This is a genomic window from Rhizobium sp. WSM1328, from assembly GCF_057653715.1.
Map to the genome: position 1 here is coordinate 441,441 of NZ_JBYGKO010000002.1, position 19,881 is coordinate 461,321.

Below are 19,881 nucleotides of genomic sequence, written 5' to 3' on the forward strand. Positions count from 1 at the left end.
CAGATATCGATTGATAGGTACTTTCATGGTGAACGCAGCGATCGACCCCGCCCCCTCCAATAATCCGACCGACGGCGCGCCGTTTTCCGGCTTTGCCCCACCGATCCGACCGCAATCCGAACTTCGCCAGGCCATTACGGCTGCCTATCGCCGGCCGGAAACCGAATGCCTGCCGCCGCTCGTTGCGGCAGCGCGCGTCTCCGAGGCCAAACGCTATGACATTCGCAGCACGGCTCGCAGCCTGATCGAAGCATTGCGCGCCAAGCATAAAGGGACCGGTGTCGAAGGGCTGGTGCAGGAATATTCGCTCTCCAGCCAGGAAGGCGTGGCGCTCATGTGCCTCGCCGAAGCGCTGCTGCGCATTCCCGATACCGAAACCCGGGACGCGCTGATCCGCGACAAGATCGCCGAGGGCAACTGGACCTCCCACATCGGCGGCGGTAAATCCATGTTCGTCAATGCCGCAACCTGGGGGCTCGTCGTTACCGGCAAACTCACCTCGACAGTCAACGACCGAAGCCTGTCGGCAGCGCTGACGCGGCTGATTGCGCGCGCCGGCGAACCGGTCATCCGTCGCGGCGTCGATATGGCGATGCGCATGATGGGCGAGCAGTTCGTCACCGGTGAAACGATCGCAGAGGCGCTGAAGCGCGCCCGGCCGCTGGAAGCGCGCGGCTTCCGTTATTCCTACGACATGCTGGGCGAGGCGGCGACGACGGGCGCCGATGCCGAGCGTTATTACCGGGATTACGAAAAGGCGATCCACGCCATCGGCAAGGCGTCGGACGGACGCGGCATCTATGACGGCCCGGGCATTTCGATCAAACTTTCGGCCTTGCATCCGCGCTACGCGAGGTCGCAGGCCGGCCGGGTGATGAGCGAGCTGCTGCCGAAGGTGAAGGCGCTGGCCGTTCTCGCCAAGACCTATGATATCGGCCTCAATATCGACGCCGAGGAGGCCGATCGGCTGGAGCTTTCACTCGATCTCCTCGAGGAGCTTTGCTTTGCCCCTGATCTTGCCGGATGGAACGGGCTGGGCTTCGTTGTGCAGGCCTATGGCAAGCGCTGCCCCTTCGTCCTCGACCATATCATCGATCTCGCCCGCCGCTCCGAGCGCCGGGTCATGGTCCGTCTCGTCAAGGGCGCTTACTGGGATGCGGAGATCAAGCGCGCCCAGCTTGACGGTCTCGACGACTATCCGGTCTATACCCGCAAGATCTACACCGATGTCGCCTATGTCGCCTGCGCGCGCAAGCTGCTCGATGCTCCGGATGCGGTCTTCCCGCAATTTGCCACCCATAATGCGCAGACGCTCGCCACGATCTATCGTCTGGCGGGTCCTGATTTCACCGTCGGCAAATACGAGTTCCAATGCCTGCACGGCATGGGCGAACCGCTCTACGACGAGGTCGTCGGAAAGGAAAAACTCGACCGGCCCTGCCGCATATATGCGCCTGTGGGAACGCATGAGACGCTGCTCGCCTATCTGGTTCGACGTCTTCTCGAAAATGGCGCCAATTCCTCCTTCGTGCACCGCATCTCCGATCCGAATGTCTCGGTCGAGGCACTGATCGCCGATCCCGCCGAAATCGTCGCATCCATGCCTGTCGTTGGCGCGCCCCACGCGCAGATCGCCTCGCCGAAGGCTCTTTACGGCAACGCCCGGACCAATTCCGATGGTCTCGATCTCTCGAACGAGGCCACCCTTTCGGATTTGGCTGAGGCGCTCGTCTCCACGGCTGCTGCCCCCTGGCATGCGTTTCCGCTCCTTGCCGACGGCTCTACGGATGGGGTGACGCGTGATGTTCTCAATCCTGCCGATCACCGTGATGTCGTCGGCACGGTGACCGAGGTGAAGGTCGAAGAGGCTGCGCGCATCGTTCGCATGGCGGCCGAGCATGCGCCGCAATGGGCTGCCGTGCCGCCGGCCGAGCGTGCCGCCTGCCTGGAGCGGGCCGCCGACATCATGCAGGCCCGCATCAAGGTGCTGATGGGCATCGTCATGCGCGAGGCCGGTAAATCGGCGGCCAATGCCGTCGGCGAAGTGCGTGAGGCGATCGACTTCCTGCGCTACTACGCCGAGCAGGCGCGCAAGACGCTCGGCCCTTCGCATGCGCCTCTCGGCCCGATCGTCTGCATCAGCCCGTGGAATTTCCCGCTGGCGATTTTCACCGGGCAGGTCGCCGCAGCCTTGGTGGCAGGCAATCCCGTGCTTGCAAAACCGGCCGGCGTCACGCCGATCATCGCTTCGGAAAGCGTGAAGATCCTCCACGAGGCGGGCGTGCCCGTCGGTGCTTTGCAGTTTGTGCCCGGCAGCGGCCGTCTCGGCGCCGGCATGGTCGGGGCGGAGGAGACGGCAGGCGTCATGTTTACCGGGTCGACCGAAGTTGCCCGCATGATCCAGGCGCAACTGGCAGAACGGCTGTCGGCAGGCGGCAAACCGATTCCGCTGATTGCCGAAACTGGCGGCCAGAACGGCATGATCGTCGACTCCTCGGCTTTGGCCGAGCAGGTGGTGGCCGACGTCATTGCGTCTGCCTTCGACAGCGCCGGTCAGCGCTGCTCGGCGCTCAGGGTTCTCTGCCTTCAGGACGATGTCGCCGACAGGACCCTCAATATGCTGAAGGGCGCCTTCCGCGAACTGACGATCGGCCGTACCGATCGGCTGAGCATCGATGTCGGCCCAGTCATCAACGACAGCGCAAAGACGGAGATCGACCAGCATATCGAGCATATGCGCGGCTTGGGCCGCAAGGTGGATCAGCTGCCGCTGCCCGAAAGTGCTGCGGCGGGGACCTTCGTTTCGCCGACGATCATTGAGATCAAATCCCTGGCAGACCTGACGAGGGAGGTCTTCGGCCCGGTCCTGCACGTCATCCGCTTCAAGCGAAACGGGCTCGACCGTCTGATCGACGACATCAACGCATCGGGTTATGGTCTCACATTCGGGCTTCACACCCGGCTTGATGAAACGATCGCGCATGTGACCAGTCGCATCAAGGCTGGAAACCTCTACGTCAACCGCAACATCATCGGCGCCGTCGTCGGCGTGCAGCCGTTCGGCGGCCGCGGCCTGTCGGGAACGGGTCCGAAGGCCGGCGGTCCGCTTTATATCGGCCGGCTGGTGCAGCGTGCGCCCGTGCCGCCGCAGCAGGATTCCGTTCATACGGACCTCGCCCTTCGTGACTACATCGTCTGGCTCGACAAGAAGGGCCTGTCGGGCGAGGGGGAAGTGGCTCGTCGATATGCGAGCCGCTCGGCGCTCGGGCTCGAACGCGAACTCACCGGTCCGGTAGGCGAGCTTAATCTCTATGCGCTCCATCCCCGCGGTCGTATTCTCCTCGTGCCGCAGACCGAAGGCGGGCTTCATCGCCAGATCGCCGCAGCCCTATCGACCGGCAACCAAATCGTCGTCGACGCCGGTTCCCTATCGAAATCAGTGCTGGCGGATCTTCCATCGGCTGTCGCCAGCCGAATTTCCTGGACCTCGGATTGGGAAAAGGACGGGCCGTTCTCAGGTGCCCTCGTCGAAGGGGATCGCGACAGGGTTCTCGCCGTCAATCAGAAGATCGCTCACCTGCCCGGTCCGCTGCTGCTGGTCCAGGCCGCGACGAGCGAGGAATTGGCGAGCGATCCCGAAGCCTATTGCCTGAATTGGCTGCTCGAGGAGGTGTCGACCTCGATCAACACCGCAGCTGCCGGCGGCAATGCAAGCCTTATGGCCATCGGCTGAGTAGAACACGAGGGCGCAGAAAATGCGCCCTCGAAACTCCAGGCGGAAAAGAGGGCCTCTTCCCATACCGGCGGGCCCTACTGAGCGCTACATGACCGGAAGCGTGTCATTCCAGTAATATGCGTAGACGATTCACGTCATGCAGGTGGAGAGAGGTTCAGTCGAAGAAGCCAGCATCCTCTTCCCTGAGATATCGCCTGGCCGCCTCGGCGTCGATATCGAGGCCGAGCCCCGGCGCTTCCAGTAGGTCCACCATGCTGTCCTTCACGATCTGCGCCGGCAAGCCGATGACCAGATCCTCCCACCAGGGGTCGGAGGCGCTCGGATATTCGAAGGCGATATAATTTGCCGGCAAGGTGGCGCAGACATTGATCAATGCGCCGAGCCCCAGCAGGCCGTTAGCTGTGCCGTGCGGTGCCATCAGGATCGAGTGCATGTAGGCGTGCTCGGCGACCCATTTGAGCTCGGCAATACCGCCAATATCGGCTGGATCGGGGCCGATGACGCGTACCGCCTGCGTCTCGATCAGTTCCTTGAAATTGTGCCGCAGGTAGATCTGCTCACCAGTGTGGATCGGCGTCGAGGTGGAGATTGTCAGTTCCCGATAGGCCTGCGGATTGACCCACGGCACGTAGTCGCCGGTCAGCATGTCCTCGAGCCACATCAAATTGTACTTCTCTACCGCGCGCGCGAACTTGATCGCATCGGGCAGCATCCAGCCCGGACCGCAGTCGAGCGCCAGGCTGACTTTGTCGCCCAGCACTTCCTTCATCGCGATCACGCAGTCGAGCATGTGATTGAAGCCGCGCTCGCTGATTACGCCCTGATCCATGGCACCGTGATAGCCGGCCTTCTTCTGCGTCACGCCGTAGTGGAAATCCTCGATGGTGTCCTTCATGTTGGAGTGGAACGAGATCCCTTGTTTGACCATGAAGAAGTTCTGCGGCTGCTCCATCATCCATTTGACGTCAGCGGCGTAATCCTCCGGCCGGTCGCCGGTGCGTTTCTGGCGGATCGAGCCGTTGTAGACGCGCACCTTGTCGCGCACCTTGCCGCCGAGCAGTTTATAGGCGGGCACGCCCGCCGCCTTACCGGCAATATCCCACAGCGCATGCTCGATCGCGCTTACCGCCGCGCCGTAGGGCTTGAAAGAGCCGCGTTGGCGGATCTTCAGCATCACTCTCTCGACGTCGGTCGGGTCCTCGCCGATCAGCGCTTCGCGGAAATGCAGCACAAAGGGCTTGAGGTAGGACTTGGTGAACTCGACTTCGCCCAAGCCATAGAGGCCCTCGTCCGTGACGATGCGGACGATCGGATGTTTGCCGATAACGGCGCAGCGCAGATCGGTGATCTTCATTTTCGTTCCTTTTCGCCTCAGCTCCAGGTGCGATCCCAGGAATATTCGTCGTCCCAGCGATCCGTGGGCTGCCAGATGCCGGTGACGCCCGGCTGCAGATGTTGCGGGATCATCTCGTCGACGACGTCGTCAATCCCCAGGCCCGGCTTATCCGGAACAGTGATAAACCCGTCCTTCACCAGCGGCTTGGGAAGGCCGGTGACGATATCGTCCCACCAGTCGACATCGGCGGAATGGTATTCGAGCGCCATGAAATTTTCAGTCGCCGTCGCCACGTGTGCGGCGGCCATCGCAGCGATTGGACTTTCTGCCATGTGGATGGCCATGGCGACACCATGGTCCTGCGCCATGTCGCCGATCTTCTTGGTCTCGAGGATGCCCCCACTGGTGAGCAGGTCCGGATGGATAACGGAGATACCGCCGCTCTTGAGCAGAGGCTCGAAGCCCTCCTTGAGGTAAATGTCCTCGCCAGTGCAGATCGGCACTGTGGTTGAGTCCTGCAGTTGTCGGTACTGCTCGGTATACTGCCATGGGATCACATCCTCGAGCCAGGCTGGCACGTATTTTTCAATTCGCCTGGCAAGACGAATGCCGTTCTGCACCGAGATGTGGCCGATATGGTCGATGGCGAGCGGAATATCCATGCCGATGACCTCACGAACCTCGGCAATGTATTGCTCAAGGAAGTCGAGGCCCTTGTCGGAAAAGTGGAGGCCGGTAAACGGGTGCGGGACGTTATGCAAATCATACGTAGCGTTACGCACGCGCCGCTCTTCAATGGTCTTCAGCGGGCCGCGGCCGGGGTGGCTGCGGTACCCTTCAAGGGAACCGGCAGGAGACACGACCGCACCGGGCACATCTGCGATCTGATCAGCCCCAGATCCATCTTGAGGAAGGTGAAGCCGAGCTCCATGCGCTGCTTGAGGCGCCTGCCGGTCTCGGTGCCGCTGGGCACGGTGGCATCGGTGTCGCAGTACACGCGCACTTTGTCCCGAAACCGGCCCCCGAGCATCTGGTAGATGGGGACGCCATAGGCTTTGCCGGCAAGATCCCACAACGCGATTTCGACCGCCGATACGCCGCCGCCTTGTCGGCCGTGCCCGCCGAACTGCTTGATCCGGCGAAACAGGCGGTCGATGTCGCAAGGGTTCTCGCCAAGCAACCGGCTCTTCAGCATCAGCGCGTAGGTGGCGCTGGCACCGTCGCGCACCTCGCCAAGCCCGACGATGCCCTGGTTGGTGTATATCTTGAGCAGCACTGAGGTGAACGGCGCGCCGACAATTTCGGCTACCCGCATGTCGGTAATGCGAAGGTCGGATGGCTTGGAATGCGTGTTCACCCGATTGAGCGCCTCGTCGGCTCCATCTGCCTCTGGCATGATCTATCCTCGTTCTGTCGGCGGGGTTCGTCGCCGCGCACGGCTGCGGCGGCATAGAGACTTGCTAATCGAGACTTGCTAATCCAGCTCTATCTCGTGATCTTGAAGGTAGTCGCGGTTCATTTCAATGCCGAGACCAGGCTTGGGCGTAAGCTTGAGGCTGCCGTTCGAAACATCGAGTGGTCTGTCGATAAGATGATCGTATTTGCCGAGGTTCCACTCCGACGTTTCGAGTTTATAGAAGTTGGGAACGGTCATCATCACCTGCGCTCCCGCAACCACGTTGATCGGTCCTGCGGCGTCATGCGGCGAGACCGGGATGTAGTAGGCTTCGCATAGGGCAGAAATCTTCTTGAGTTCGGTAATGCCGCCGGTCCAGGTGACATCAGGCATGATGTAGTCGGCGAGCCTGTTTTCGAGCACCGGCACGAAATCCCACTTCGTATGGCCGCGCTCGCCCCACGAGATAGCCGCGCTGACCTTCTCACGGACCTGTCTGAGAGCGTTGAGGCTCTCCGGTGGACAGGGCTCCTCGAACCAATCGATCTGACCAGCTTCCTCGAGGCTCCGACAAAGGCGAATGGCAGTGGGAACGTCGAACCGGCCATGCGCATCGATGAGGATGTCGACATCAGGGCCCGCCGTTTCACGGATCAGAGCCGTGAGTTCGGCGGCTTCGCGCTCATCCTTGCGGGTCATGCTGCCATCGAGGTAGCCGTCCCGCTGTTCGCGCGGCTGTCCATCGGCGCTGCGGCCTTGGTATGGAAAAGGATCGAACTTGAGCGCAGTGTGGCCGGACTCGACGATGTCTCGAATTTCCCGGACCACAGCCTCTTTGCTGGTAAACTTGGCCTGGTTGGGATGGGTGTAGAGCGCGATTTCATCGCGTACTGGTCCACCCAACAGCTCGTAAATCGGCTTGCCCAAGACTTTGCCTTGGATGTCCCAAAGGGCTATGTCGATGGCGCTGACACATTCGACTGCGGCGCCGCGACTGCCCATGTAGGTGAAACTGCGGAATATCTTGTGCCACAGATACTCGATACGCGCGGGGTCCTCGCCTTTCAAAGCGGCACCGATCTGCCGCAGGATCGTGCAGAGGGCGCGATTGGCGAGCCTTGTCGTGGTGGTGATCTCTCCCCAGCCGCTCACCCCCTCGTCGGTCGTCACTTCGACGAACAGAAATTCTCCCCAATAAGAAGCATCGGATCTGATTAGCCACGGCCGAACGCTGGTGATTTTCATCTCGACTGCCTTTGCTGGAGTGGTCGGGGATAACGATATCCCAGGCTATGTATTCTATCCTGCCCGAGCGGCGTTACGCGCACGCATGTGTTCGAGGATGTGCCGGCCGGAGCCCTCGACATGGCGTGCAATGAGCTCGGCTGCCTCGCTCGCATTTCCCGCTTTTACATGCGCGATCAGCTCGCGATGCTCGCTAAGGATCGCGGCACGCCGGGCGAGCGTGAAGTTGAAACGCCGGCTCACGGCTCGAAGCACTTCGCGATGCTTCCACCAAAGCTCGGCGGCATGGCGGTTGTAGTGCTTTTGGTACATGACGGTGTGAAAGGCGGTGTCCAGCTCGCTGTGCCTGAACGTGTCGGCGAAGTTGTTCTCTTCGATCAGGCCTTGGATGCGTTCGAGTTCAGCAATGTCCTCGACGGTGGCCATATTCACGAACCATCGCGTCAGGGCCGGCTCGATCAAGACTCCGATCTCGTAGATGTCCCGAACAAAATCCTGATCTATGGGCCGCACGCGCGCTCCGCGGTTGGGAACGAGGGTAACAAAACCTTCGCCCCGCAACAGTTGCAGAGCCTCGCGCACGGGGTTGGTTGAGGTACCGTGGCGCCGGGCGAGATCGGTGACCACAAGCCGCTCGTTGGCCGCGAGCCGACCTTCGATGATGTCTTCCCTGATCAGTTGATAAAGCGAGGCGCCCTCGCTGGAGGCCCCGATAGCGTCGATCCCTTCGGGTGGCTTTGCTTTAAAATCGCTTGCTTCGGCCAAGGCTGCCCCCAAATTAATACACACATTGCTCGGATATCACGCCAGCCTTCTCGAAACAATGTACGATTTAATCAATTGACAGGCAATCTACAATCTGAAAACGTATAATTAGGCCAAAGGGATACATTGGGTGGAAAGTCCCGCGGCCAGGGAGCAAGACCGCTCGCCTCGACGCAGAGCGGCATGGGAGAAGCTGGAGGATACCTTATGACGAGGATTTCACTCGGCCGTGCGGTACTGCGCGGCACTGTCTGCACTGCTTTGATGGCATCGTTGATGTCTGCGTCCGCTCTGGGTGCGCCGGTCGACTTAAGCAAGTGGTCGCCGGAATATGTGCGCTCCATTGCCGGCACACAGGAGTTTGACACGGCGGGCGATTGCGCCAAGGTCACCCCGCTCGACTACAAGGGGCGACTGACTTTCTGGTATCAGGGCGTGTTCGAGGGTGACCCCGATCTCCTGCGCCAGTATTACAAGGAGTTCTTCGAGACCTTCCGCAAGACCTATCCAAACATCCAGCTTGAGGAACAAGCCCTCACCTATAACGACCTGCTGGACAAGTTTCGCACCGCGCTCCTTGGCAATGCAGCGCCAATGGCGGTGCGCCTACAAATCCTGGGCGGCACCGAGTTCGCCTCGAAGGGCTATCTGGAACCGCTCAAACCCGAGGACGTCGGGTATTCGACCGAGGACTTCTGGCCCGGTGCAATGAAGGCCGTAACCTGGGAGGGAGTGACCTACGGCATCCCGACCAACAACGAGACGATGGCGTTCATCTGGAACGCCGACGTCTTCAAGCGTGCAGGCCTCGATCCGGAAAAGGCTCCGGCAACCTGGGACGACGTCGTCAAATATTCCAAGCAGATCCACGACAAGCTCGGCATTGCCGGTTACGGCCTCGTGGCGCGCAAGAACGCCGGCAATACGCCGTATCGCTTCATGCCGCAGCTGTGGGCCTATGGCGGCGGCGTCTTCGACGAAGCTACCGCCAACCCGACCTACAAGCAGGTCCAGCTCGATAGCCCGCAGAGCAAAGCGGCATTGCAAGCCTCCTACGATATGTATGTTCGCGACAAGTCGGTTCCGGTTTCGGCGCTCACCAATCAGCAGGCGGATAACCAGCCCCTCTTCCTCGCTGGCCAGCTCGGCATGATGGTCTCGCACCCCTCCGACTACAACGTCATGCTTGACCTGCAGAAAAAGACGACGGGCAGCGACAAGGACAAAGCGCAGACCGTCATCGATAATATGCGCTACGGCCTGATTCCGACTGGCCCCGACGGCAAGCGTGCCGTCGTGTTTGGCGGCTCGAACATTCACATCCTGAAGCCCGAATATGTCGAGGGCGGCAAGGTCGACGAGCCGGCTGCAAAGGCTATCAGTTGCATGTGGGCGAGCCCCGAATGGTCGCTGAAAATGGCTTATGCCGGCTCGAACCCGGGAAACCTTAACGGCTTCAAGACCAAATGGATGAAGGAGCGTCTGGACAGTATCAAGTTCCTTGATGTCACGACTTCGATGCTGCCATACGGGATCCCGTTTCCGGCGCTGCCACAGTCCCCCGAGATCATGAACATCATCGTCCCGGACATGCTGCAGAATGCCCTCACCGGAGCCATGACTGTCGACCAGGCAGCGGACGACGCAGCCAAGAAGGTCAAAGACCTAACGGATGGCGGACTCTAGTCCACGCCTGCCGATCTGACCGGCTGCGCCTCGATCGCAGCCGGTTTCTTCCGAAGAATAGGGGCAGGGCACAGTGACGATCTTGACTGGCAAGGCCGAGGCGCGCCGAAGACTGCAACCTGACGGGCACGGCGTGCTGCGAAAGATTTGGGAGCATCGCGCTGACTACGCGTACGTGCTTCCCGCGATCGCCGTGATGCTCATCGTCATAGCCTATCCGATCTACTATACGATTGAGCTGTCGTTCTTCAACACACCGCCTGGCCTGCAGCTCCGCGACAAGATTTTTATCGGCTTCGACAACTACACTGCCATCCTCACAAGTCCGGTGTTCTGGACAGTCACCTCGAACACTCTGATCTGGACTTTAGGATCCACTTTGATCTCATTTGTCCTGGGGTTTGCCTGCGCCCTGGCGCTTCATCGCGACTTTGTCGGCCGCGGCATCCTGCGGGCCATCCTGATCATTCCCTGGGTCATCAGCGCGGTCGCCGCGTCCTATATCTGGAAGTGGATCTACCATTCGGACTTTGGAATCATTGGCGCGGTGCTGGTCGGCCTCGGATTGGCCGACAGGCCGCCGAATTTCATCGACAGCGTCAGCACAGTGCTGCCCTCCCTGATCGTCGTCAATATCTGGCGGGAGTTTCCGTTTGCCATGATCATGATGATGGCTGGCCTGCAGACGGTTCCCGATCAGCTGCTGCGCGCCGCAAAAGTTGACGGAGCCAATGCATGGCAGCGGTTCTGGCACGTCACTTTCCCGCATTTGAGAAACGTTTCGACGGTGACGATCCTTCTGCTGGCAGTGGCCAACTTCAATTCATTCATCATCCCCTGGATCATGACCGGCGGCGGGCCGTCGAACGCATCGCATATCTGGATCACGCACATTTATGAGCTCGCCTTCGGCCGCCAGCGCTGGGGGGTGGCATCGGCCTATTCGGTGCTGCTGTTCCTTATCCTGATGTCGTTCGGCTACTTTTACGTCCGTGCTCTGAGCGGTAACGAGCGGAAGGATGGGAGCGCATGAGCACGATTGCCGAGACTGCTCCTCGGGTCAAAGCCCGTCGCCGTATGCGCATAGACGGATGGCGGTGGGGCGGACGCATCTTCCTCGTGTTCATGATGCTTTACACGGCGTTGCCGATGATCTGGATGCTGATCACCTCGATCAAGTCCGGCTTCGCGGCCATGCAATTCCCGCCGCAATGGTGGCCTGACCAACCCACCCTTGCCAGCTACCAGAAACTGCTCGATCCGCAAAACAGCGTCGGCCAGGACTTCCTCCGCTTCTTCTGGAACAGCCTTTTCGTCTCCACCGCCACGACCATCCTTTCGGTCATCGTGGCAGTACCTGCGGCCTACGCGTTTTCGCGCTTCACCTTCCCGGGCCGAAACTTTCTGTTCTTCGCCGTCTTGCTTCGCAACATGTTCCCGGCCGTGATCTTTCTCGTGCCGCTCTTCATCCTTATGCGCGCGATCGGGCTGGTGAACACGCATGCGTCGCTCGTCCTCACCTACCTCACATTTGGCCTGCCGCTGGCAATCTGGCTCCTCAAGGGCTTCTACGACAACATTCCGGTGCAGCTCGAGCAGGCGGCGCGCATCGACGGCGCGACGCGGTTCCAGGCCTTTGTCCTGATCGTGATGCCGCTCTCGACGCCAGGAATCATCGCCACGGCGATCTATTCCTTTATCGGCGCGTGGAACGAATACATCTACGCATACACCTTCCTCTCCAAGAACGAGCAGTTGACGCTGCCGGTCGGCATCCAGCGCTTCTTTTCGGAAAATACGACGGACTTTCCGGGCCTGATGGCGGCCAGCTTTATGATGAGCGTGCCCGTCGTGGTCCTGTTCCTCGTCCTGCAACGATACTTCGTACGCGCCCTCACGGAAGGCGCAGTCAAGCACTAGAGGAGTTGCCGGTGGCCCACGTGGTCCTTAACGATCTGGTCAAGACCTATGGCAGCTTCAAAGCTGTCAACAACGTTTCGCTGACGGTCAACGACGGCGAATTCGTTGCGCTTGTCGGCCCTTCAGGCTGCGGCAAGACAACCACGCTCAATCTTGTGGCGGGGCTCATCCCCATCACATCCGGCGACATCGTCATCGGCGACCGAGTGGTCAACGACCTCGACCCCAAGGACCGGGACATCGCAATGGTGTTCCAGAACTACGCGCTCTATCCGCAGAAATCGGTCTACAAGAACCTGGCGTTTCCGCTGCAGATGCGCAAACTGCCAAGGGACGAGATCGACAGGAAGGTCAAGGAAGCAGCGCGCGTGCTCGACATGACGCAGCTGCTCGAGCGCAAGCCGCGCGAACTTTCGGGCGGGCAACAGCAGCGCGTGGCGCTCGGCCGTGCCCTCGTTCGCGATCCGGCGGTATTTCTGATGGATGAACCACTCTCCAACCTCGACGCAAAGCTGCGCGTGCAGATGCGCTCAGAGATCAAGCGTTTTCACCAGGACCTCAAGGCGACGATCATCTACGTGACGCACGACCAGCTCGAAGCGGTGACCATGGCCGACAGGATGGCGGTGATGAACGGCGGCTACCTGCAGCAATACGATTCACCGGCGCAGGTCTTCGCCCATCCGGTGAACATGTTCGTCGCCAGCTTCGTCGGCAGCCCGGCGATGAGCCTTGTTCCGCTGGAGGCATCAACGGCAAGCGGCAACACTGTGTTGACCAGCGCGGAGGGCTGGCACTTCGAGCTCTCGCCACACAACGCCCAGAAGGTCTCAAGGGCAACAACTAAGAAAGTCGTGCTCGGCGCACGTCACTCGGCGATCAAGCTGCACAAGAGTGCGGTGCCAGGAAGCATCCCTGCTAAGGCATATACGGTGGAGCCGACCGGAGACGTCACCTTCGTACAGGCGTTGCTGTCTGGCGCCATCGTCAACGTCAGCGTGCCGCCGACCATTGCCGTTGCGCCCGACGAGCAGATTTGGCTCGAGTTCGACCAGGAGCGGATGCATCTGTTCGACGGCGAAACAGAAATGGCCCTCAAGGCCAACTGAGACCAAGCGGATGCGTGTGAAACGAGGGCGTGGATGACTACGAAGCTTAAAATCACGGCGATCAAGCCCTATCCAGTATGGGTAGGAACGCGCAACCAGATGCTGGTCAAGGTCGAGACTGACAACGGCATCTTCGGCTGGGGCGAGAGCGGCTTGAGCGGTCGCGAGAAGGCCGTGGCCGGCGCGATCGAGCACTATCGCGAGTTTCTCATCGGCCGCGACGCGATGCAGATTGGTCGGATCTGGCAAGAAGTCTATCGTAGCCAATATTTCGAAGGCGGACGCGTTCTCCAGGCGGCGATTTCCGCCATCGACATTGCCCTTCACGACATCAAGGGCAAGGCGCTGGGAGTGCCGGCCTACGACCTGCTGGGCGGCAAGCAGCGCGACCGCATTCCTACCTTCGCCTCGACCGGTGACGAGGCCGAGGGCGATGTTGCCATCGAACGAGCCCGCGAACTACGCGCACAAGGATGGCAGGCGATCCGCTTCTTCCCCATCGGGCAAAACAGCAAGGACTTCTTTGAGCCGCGGGAGTCGATCGGCGCTACCGCAACGATGCTAAACAAGGCGCGCGAGGCGCTGGGCGACGACGTCGTCCTCGGCATCGACTATCATCATCGGCTGTCGGTGGCAGAGGCGGCGAGCTTCTGTAACAAGCTCGGCCGTGGCGTGATTGATTTCCTCGAAGAGCCGATACGAGACGAGACACCGGAGGCTTACGAATCCCTGCGCACGATGACCGACATCCCGTTCGCCATCGGCGAGGAATTTGCCAGCAAGTGGCAGTTCCTGCCCTACATCGAGCGTGGCATCCATCAGTTCAACCGGCTCGATATTTGCAATGTTGGCGGGCTCACCGAAGCGATGAAGGTCGCTGGTTGGAGCGAGGCGCATTATGTGGACCTGATGCCGCACAATCCACTCGGCCCAGTCTGCACGGCCGCGACCATCCATCTCGCCGCCGCGGTGGCGAATTTCGCTTGGCTCGAGACCAGGGCGCCCGAAGCAAAGCTCGGCTTCGACAATTCCGAGTTTTTCCCCGTGCAGCCGCGGCTTGACGGCCCCGACTATCCGGTCAGCGATCTGCCGGGGCTCGGCGTCGAGGTCAACGAAGAGGCGGTCAAGGCGGAGAGCTTTCGGTTCTGGGAAGCACCTCACCTGAAGCGCCGCGACGGTTCTGTTACGAACTGGTAGATCATCACCGGAGTCTAAAATGACGCATACTCCCGACATTACGCGACCGCCCAAAGATATGATCGACGCACTGAAGGAAATCGGCGCCGCGACGGTTTCCGGCACGCTTGGCCACATGGGCTTCCGCAATCCGCACATGGTCGGTCCCGTGCCGCAGAACCGCGGGAAGTCGATCGTTGGGCCAGCGCTGACGCTCCAGTTCATGCCGCAGCGGCCAGACCTCTTCACCGAGGGAGAATATGCCGATCCGGAGACGCAGTTGCACCGGCACGTGCTCTATCACGCGCAGGAGGGCGATGTGGTCGTGGTCGACGCGCGCGGCGATATGAGTTCGGGTGTCTTCGGCGATATGATGTCGACGTATTTCAAAGGCAGAGGCGGCGCTGGCATCGTGATCGATGGCTGCATGCGCGATCGGCCCAATGTCGAGAAGCTGGATCTCCCCCTTTGGCTGCGCGGCTGGACGCCCAACTACCATGTGCAGACCAGCATCTACCCCAATGCCGTCAACGTTCCGATTGCCTGCGGCGGTGTCACGGTCATCCCCGGCGACATCATCGTCGCCGACGACGACGGGGTTGTGGTGCTTCCGGTCGCAATGGCCGCGAAGGTAATCGAAGAGTCGCAAAAGCATCACGATTGGGAGGAGTTCTCGCGAGTGAAGCTTATGGAGGGCGGGTCGTTGCAGCGATACTATCCGCTGCATGACGATGCCCGCGGAGAATACGAAGAGTGGCGCAAAACAAACCGCTTGGAGAACCCCAGTTAGCCTATCGATTACCCGAGGCGGGCGGCGACCTGCCGCATCGACTTGCGCACCGCGTCGAGAAAGGCGTGGTTGGCGTTCTCCATCAAATGCGGGCGGTCGGCAACCTGATCGGTGTGTGGCAGGGCTTGTGCGGCCGTCTGGGCATATCCACGACCGCGGTCTCGTGCGACGATCTCGATCTGGGGCTGCTGGAGCAGCCAGGCATTGGCGGTCGCCGGTTCCCGGTCGGCCAAATGCGGTCGTCTTTCTGCGTTTAAAATCGCAAGTGAACGTGCAATATCGATGATTGTGGCGCGACGCATCATGCACTGCTTCCACTTTTAACTCGCCAGGGACCGGATCGGAAAGCCGAAACTGGGCTCGCATGGTTTTGTTCGCCGATTGACAGATAGGTGTTCGAAACGCCGAGCAGTGCGCGTAAAAGCCGCTTGACAAAACACGTCCGCCGCGAGTATTGGGTAATCGATAACCCAAGGAGGATGGCGAGGATCGTGGCAGTATCTCTTTCTGACATCGCGGAACGTGCGGGAGTCTCGGTGAAGACGGTTTCCGGCGCATTGCACGGCGGCTCCGCCCGCATGTCGGACGATACGCGCCAGAAGGTCAAGGCTATTGCGGAAGAACTCGGCTACGTGACCAACCTTGCGGCGCGTGGCGTGCGTCAGGGCTGGCTACCGCTGGTCGGAGTCGTCTCCGACGGCCTCATCACGTCGCCCTTCGCCACCGAGATCTTACGTGGCCTCGACGGGGCGGCCCGCAGCGCCGGCATGGCGGTCTTTGCGGTCAACCACCGCAGCGGCCAGTCTATCGGCTCGGTGCTCGACGAGGTGCAGCAGTTCCGGCCGCGCGCAGTTGCTTATGCCGCCATGTACCACAAGGATGTCGCCCTGCCGGACAAGTTGGCGGGCGCCGTCGGCGTCATGATCAACTGCCGCGAGGCTACCGGCCGCGTCACCGCGCTGGTCCCGGACGAAGAGGGCGGCGCGCGGGAGATCGTGCGTTATCTCCTCGTCGCCGGCCGCCGTCGCATCGCCTTTATCAACCTGCCGGGCATTCTCGCCGGCACGCTACGCGAGATGGGGTTTCGTGCGGCGCTTGAGGAGGGGGGCATCGATCCCGCTGGCGTGTTGCCGGCGGTGCGCCGCAGCGTCTACAGCGACCGCGCGCCAAGCCTTGTTGCCTCTCATGTGGAGGCGCTTCTGAAATCCGGTCAACGGCCTGACGCCATCTTGTGCGGCAATGACCGTGTGGCGATGGAAGTCTATGCGGCGCTTGCCCGCGCCGGCCTTCGCATTCCGGATGATATCGCGGTGGCAAGCTTCGACAACCAGGTCGAGTTGGCCTCGCGGCTGGACCCGCCATTGACGACGATGGCCCTGCCGCACCGCGCCATGGGCCGCCTTGCCATGGAGATCCTCCTGGCCGAGCAGCCCGAACCGCCGCATCTGCATAAACTGCCGTTCCATCTGGTCGAACGGGCATCCGTCTGAACATCGAATAGTGCCAAACAGGAGGAGAATACGAAATGAGGATTTTGATGGGTAATCGTTTACTTTCCGCACTCCTAGCGTCCGCTACCCTGGTCGCGACCGCCGGTTTCGCCGAGGCGAAGACCGTCATCCACGTCATGCACCAGGGTGATCCCGGCTGGGTAAAGGCCTATGGCGACGTTGCCACCCGCTTCGAGGCCGTCAATCCCGATGTCGACATCGAGATGATCTACGCGCCGCACGATGCCTATAACGAAAAGTTCAGCGCCGCCGTCATGGCCAAGCAGCTGCCCGATATCATGGAACTCGATGCTCCGTTCCTCGCCAATTATGTCTGGTCCGGCTATCTACAGGCCGTCAAGCCGCTGATTGACAAGGACCTGCTCGATGACATGACGGATTCGAATATCGCCCAGGGCACCTATCCGATCGACAAGGACCTCTATGCGATCGGGCTCACCGACTCCTCGGTCGTGCTCTACGGCAATAAGAAATATCTTGAAGCAATTGGCGCCCGCATCCCGAAATCGGTCGATGATGCCTGGACCCGCGAGGAATTCGAAGGCTATCTCGAAAAGCTTTCCAAGCTCGAAGGCGTGAAGTGGCCGATCGACACCTTCCGAGGTTACGGCATCAAGACCGAATGGATCACTTATGCCTACGGCCCCCTGCTCGAAAGCGCCGGCTGCGACCTGATCGACCGCAAGACTTGGAAGGCCAGCGGCACGCTCGATGGCGAGGCCTGCGTCAAGGCGCTGACGATGATGCAGGACTGGGTGAAGAAAGGCTGGGTCGTACCGACTTCGTCAGGCACCAACCAGTTCTACGCCGAGGGACAGCCGGCCGCGCTCGCCATGGGCGGTCACTGGTTCTACGCGGAGGCGTCGGCAGCGATGAAGGACAATATCGTCGTCATGCCGCTGCCGAAGATCGGCGACAAGGGCGTGAGCCCGAACGGAACCTGGATCTGGGGCATTTCCGCGACCTCGAAAAACCCTGAGATCGCCGGCAAGTTCCTGAGCTTCCTTTTGAAGGACAAGGAGTACCGGGAGTACGCCAAGACCCAGTCCGCCTATCCGGGCTTGAAAAGCTTCGCCGCCGAATCCCCGCTCTATGCGGAAGGCGGTCCGCTCGCCGTCGCCTTTGAGCAGGCTTCCAAGACCGCGATCGCCCGTCCGCCGCACCCGGCCTATCCGACGATCACCTCGGCCTTCATGCAGGCCGTCGACAAGATCTTCAACGGTGGTGACGCGCAGGAAGCGCTGACGGCCGCTGCCAAGAAGATCGACGAGGATATCGAGGACAACGCCGGTTACCCGCCCTTCGACGAGCAGAAGTAAGGGGTTTTGACGGGGCCGGCTCGTCCTGCCGGCCCTGGACTATCTCGGGAGGATGACCGATGAGGAGGAAACAATGACTTTGCAACAGACCTCCACGCCCGCTTTGCGACGTCCGGCCAAACGCCGCGACAACAAGCGGCTCTGGCAGGAAATGGCGATGATCGCGCCTGCCTTTCTGCTTATGGCGATATTCCTGATCACGCCGTTCCTCTTGTCCTTCTGGACGGCGATGACCAACCAGCCGCTCGTGCCGCGCCCGACGCCGGTGCGCTTCGTCGGCCTCCTGAATTTCGAGCGCGTCTTCACCGATCCGCTGTTCTGGACCTCGCTGTGGAACGTCACGCGCTTCACCGTCTGGGTGCTGCCGCTGCAGTGCGGCCTCGCCTTCCTGACCGCGCTACTCTTGCATCAGAAGCTGCCGATGCAAAACCTGCTGCGCGGCCTGTTCTTCCTGCCGGCGATCACCTCCATGGTGGTGGTCTGCGTCATCTGGGGCACGCTTTTCCAGTATCCGAGCGGCCCGCTCAACCAGATCGTCGGTTTCCTTTCCGGCGGCACGATTCAGCCGATCGACTGGCTCGGCGACCCCAACTGGGCGATGTTCTCGATCGTGTTGCTTTCAGCCTGGCAGGCCTATGGCTTTCAGATGATCATCTATCTCGCCGGCCTGCAGGGCATTCCCGAAGAACTATATGATGCCGCCCGCATCGACGGGGCAAGCGCGCTGCGCCGCTTCTGGCACGTCACCATGCCCGGCCTTCGCCCGACCCATGTCTTCGTGCTGGTCATCACCACGATCCAGGCCTTCAAGCTCTATACGCAGGTGGCAATCCTCACCCAGGGCGGCCCGAACGAAAGCACCGAAACCGTTGTCCACTACATGGTGCGCGCCGGCTTCGAGGAGCAGAAACTCGGCTACGCATCGGCAGTGTCCGTCATCCTCTTCGTCATCGTTCTTCTGATCGCGCTCCTGCAACGCAAACTCCTGAGGCGCTTCGATGTCTGATCTCGCTTTGACCCAGCCCGTCCCCCTGGCAATCGCAAGGGGCGACGGCAAGAGAAGCCTGCGCATCGTGCAGAGCCTCTGCATCCTGGTCATCGCGCTGGTGATGATCTCGCCGCTGTTCATGCTGCTGATCGCCAGCCTGAAGGACGACCGCTTCCGCATCCTCGCTGACATGGGCAGCTTCCGCGCCTTCTGGGTCAGCGACCCGACGCTGTCGAACTACAAGGAGGTCGCCCATTTCTCCGGCGAACTGGCCTATGGCCGATATCTCTTCAATTCGTTGGTGATCCTCGTCGCCACTGTCGTCTCCGGACTGGTCGTCAATTCCATGGCGGGCTTCGTTCTCGCCTGGGGCTCGCTGCGCGGCAAGGCGGCGCTCTTGGCGCTGGTCGTCGCGCTCTATGTCATCCCGCAGGAAAGCATCATCATGCCGCTCGTCGTCATGATGTCGCGGGCGGGGCTGACGGATACCTTCGCGGTGCAGATCCTGCCCTGGGTGGCAAGCCCGCTCTATGTCTTCCTCTTCTACCAGTTCTTCGCGCAACTGCCGAAAGAACTCTATGAAGCGGCGGAAATGGATGGCGCGTCGACCTTCCGCATCTACCGGTCGATCTACATGCCGCTCAGCCTGCCGGCGCTCGCCACGGTCTCGATCCTCATGGGCATCGAAAGCTGGAACCAGTATCTGTGGCCGACGCTGGTCACCCAGACCGACTATGCACGGCCGATTGCCGTCGCCATCGCCACCTTTTTTGGACAGGACAGCATCTACTGGGACCGCGCCATGGCCGCCTCGGTGCTGATGATGATCCCGGTCCTCATTCTCTATCTGGCTTTCCAGCGCTGGTTCGTCAGTTCATTCGTCGGCTCCGCCGTGAAAGGTTGA

Annotated in this window: 14 protein-coding genes and 2 pseudogenes; 11 read left to right on the forward strand and 5 right to left on the reverse strand. The window is 60.9% G+C overall.

Features of this window, described 5'->3' with window-relative positions; translation table 11 throughout:
• Positions 1-25 precede the first annotated feature (25 nt).
• Complete coding sequence (gene putA, locus AC2444_RS25610) at positions 26-3,733, forward strand: trifunctional transcriptional regulator/proline dehydrogenase/L-glutamate gamma-semialdehyde dehydrogenase (protein WP_128450165.1); 3,708 nt, start codon at positions 26-28, stop codon at positions 3,731-3,733.
• A 157-nt stretch (positions 3,734-3,890) separates the two neighbouring features.
• Here putA and AC2444_RS25615 read toward each other — a convergent pair whose 3' ends face one another.
• The 4 genes and pseudogenes from AC2444_RS25615 to AC2444_RS25630 all read right to left on the reverse strand — a co-directional run bounded on the left by AC2444_RS25615 (position 3,891) and on the right by AC2444_RS25630 (position 8,478).
• A complete protein-coding gene (locus AC2444_RS25615) occupies positions 3,891-5,090 on the reverse strand; it encodes a mandelate racemase/muconate lactonizing enzyme family protein (protein WP_017995967.1) in 1,200 nt (399 codons plus the stop codon).
• A gap of 17 nt (positions 5,091-5,107) precedes the next feature.
• Positions 5,108-6,468, reverse strand: a pseudogene (locus AC2444_RS25620) (mandelate racemase/muconate lactonizing enzyme family protein).
• Between the two features lie 78 nt (positions 6,469-6,546).
• Complete coding sequence (locus AC2444_RS25625; protein ID WP_128450166.1) at positions 6,547-7,713, reverse strand: mandelate racemase/muconate lactonizing enzyme family protein; 1,167 nt, start codon at positions 7,711-7,713, stop codon at positions 6,547-6,549.
• Positions 7,714-7,767: 54 nt separating this feature from the next.
• Positions 7,768-8,478 (reverse strand): GntR family transcriptional regulator, encoded by a 711-nt coding sequence (locus AC2444_RS25630; RefSeq protein WP_128450167.1) that lies wholly within the window; start codon positions 8,476-8,478, stop codon positions 7,768-7,770.
• 207 nt (positions 8,479-8,685) lie between these two features.
• On the opposite strand from AC2444_RS25630, the gene AC2444_RS25635 reads away from it, so the two are divergent.
• The 6 genes from AC2444_RS25635 (at position 8,686) to AC2444_RS25660 (ending at position 15,159) form a co-directional block, all read left to right on the forward strand.
• Positions 8,686-10,164 carry an ABC transporter substrate-binding protein gene (locus tag AC2444_RS25635; RefSeq protein WP_128450168.1) on the forward strand — a complete coding sequence of 493 codons (1,479 nt, stop codon included), beginning with the start codon at positions 8,686-8,688 and terminating at the stop codon, positions 10,162-10,164.
• 73 nt (positions 10,165-10,237) lie between these two features.
• On the forward strand, positions 10,238-11,197 hold the full coding sequence (locus AC2444_RS25640; RefSeq protein WP_012755291.1) for a carbohydrate ABC transporter permease: 960 nt from the start codon (positions 10,238-10,240) through the stop codon (positions 11,195-11,197).
• Positions 11,194-12,084 carry a carbohydrate ABC transporter permease gene (locus tag AC2444_RS25645; protein WP_128450169.1) on the forward strand — a complete coding sequence of 297 codons (891 nt, stop codon included), beginning with the start codon at positions 11,194-11,196 and terminating at the stop codon, positions 12,082-12,084. The genes AC2444_RS25640 and AC2444_RS25645 overlap by 4 nt, the downstream gene beginning before the upstream one ends.
• Before the next feature lie 11 nt (positions 12,085-12,095).
• Positions 12,096-13,193 carry an ABC transporter ATP-binding protein gene (locus tag AC2444_RS25650; RefSeq protein WP_128450170.1) on the forward strand — a complete coding sequence of 366 codons (1,098 nt, stop codon included), beginning with the start codon at positions 12,096-12,098 and terminating at the stop codon, positions 13,191-13,193.
• A gap of 33 nt (positions 13,194-13,226) precedes the next feature.
• Positions 13,227-14,390: a mandelate racemase/muconate lactonizing enzyme family protein gene (locus AC2444_RS25655; protein WP_128439842.1), complete on the forward strand. Its 1,164-nt coding sequence runs from the start codon at positions 13,227-13,229 to the stop codon at positions 14,388-14,390.
• A gap of 19 nt (positions 14,391-14,409) precedes the next feature.
• Complete coding sequence (locus tag AC2444_RS25660; RefSeq protein ID WP_113547325.1) at positions 14,410-15,159, forward strand: ribonuclease activity regulator RraA; 750 nt, start codon at positions 14,410-14,412, stop codon at positions 15,157-15,159.
• Positions 15,160-15,185: 26 nt separating this feature from the next.
• On the opposite strand, the pseudogene AC2444_RS25665 reads toward AC2444_RS25660, so the two are convergent.
• Positions 15,186-15,504 (reverse strand): annotated as a pseudogene (locus AC2444_RS25665) (transposase); the annotation flags it as partial.
• Positions 15,505-15,638: 134 nt separating this feature from the next.
• Here AC2444_RS25665 and AC2444_RS25670 point away from each other — a divergent pair.
• The 4 genes from AC2444_RS25670 to AC2444_RS25685 all read left to right on the forward strand — a co-directional run bounded on the left by AC2444_RS25670 (position 15,639) and on the right by AC2444_RS25685 (position 19,881).
• Entirely contained in the window at positions 15,639-16,649 is a 1,011-nt protein-coding gene (locus tag AC2444_RS25670) for a LacI family DNA-binding transcriptional regulator (RefSeq protein WP_128450172.1), read from the forward strand.
• 47 nt (positions 16,650-16,696) lie between these two features.
• Positions 16,697-17,989, forward strand: coding sequence for an ABC transporter substrate-binding protein (locus AC2444_RS25675; RefSeq protein ID WP_128450173.1), 1,293 nt, complete (start codon positions 16,697-16,699; stop codon positions 17,987-17,989).
• 73 nt (positions 17,990-18,062) lie between these two features.
• Positions 18,063-18,995, forward strand: a complete 933-nt coding sequence (locus AC2444_RS25680; RefSeq protein WP_003550718.1) for a carbohydrate ABC transporter permease — start codon at positions 18,063-18,065, stop codon at positions 18,993-18,995.
• Positions 18,988-19,881 carry a carbohydrate ABC transporter permease gene (locus AC2444_RS25685; RefSeq protein ID WP_003562168.1) on the forward strand — a complete coding sequence of 298 codons (894 nt, stop codon included), beginning with the start codon at positions 18,988-18,990 and terminating at the stop codon, positions 19,879-19,881. Before AC2444_RS25680 ends, AC2444_RS25685 begins: the two co-directional genes overlap by 8 nt.

Coding starts and splice junctions, on each gene's coding strand:
- putA (WP_128450165.1), top strand. CDS start 26: ATGGTGAACGCAGCGATCGACCCCGCCCCCTCCAATAATCCGACCGAC.
- AC2444_RS25615 (WP_017995967.1), bottom strand. CDS start 5,090: ATGAAGATCACCGATCTGCGCTGCGCCGTTATCGGCAAACATCCGATC.
- AC2444_RS25625 (WP_128450166.1), bottom strand. CDS start 7,713: ATGAAAATCACCAGCGTTCGGCCGTGGCTAATCAGATCCGATGCTTCT.
- AC2444_RS25635 (WP_128450168.1), top strand. CDS start 8,686: ATGACGAGGATTTCACTCGGCCGTGCGGTACTGCGCGGCACTGTCTGC.
- AC2444_RS25645 (WP_128450169.1), top strand. CDS start 11,194: ATGAGCACGATTGCCGAGACTGCTCCTCGGGTCAAAGCCCGTCGCCGT.
- AC2444_RS25655 (WP_128439842.1), top strand. CDS start 13,227: ATGACTACGAAGCTTAAAATCACGGCGATCAAGCCCTATCCAGTATGG.
- AC2444_RS25660 (WP_113547325.1), top strand. CDS start 14,410: ATGACGCATACTCCCGACATTACGCGACCGCCCAAAGATATGATCGAC.
- AC2444_RS25670 (WP_128450172.1), top strand. CDS start 15,639: ATGGCGAGGATCGTGGCAGTATCTCTTTCTGACATCGCGGAACGTGCG.
- AC2444_RS25675 (WP_128450173.1), top strand. CDS start 16,697: ATGGGTAATCGTTTACTTTCCGCACTCCTAGCGTCCGCTACCCTGGTC.
- AC2444_RS25680 (WP_003550718.1), top strand. CDS start 18,063: ATGACTTTGCAACAGACCTCCACGCCCGCTTTGCGACGTCCGGCCAAA.
- AC2444_RS25685 (WP_003562168.1), top strand. CDS start 18,988: ATGTCTGATCTCGCTTTGACCCAGCCCGTCCCCCTGGCAATCGCAAGG.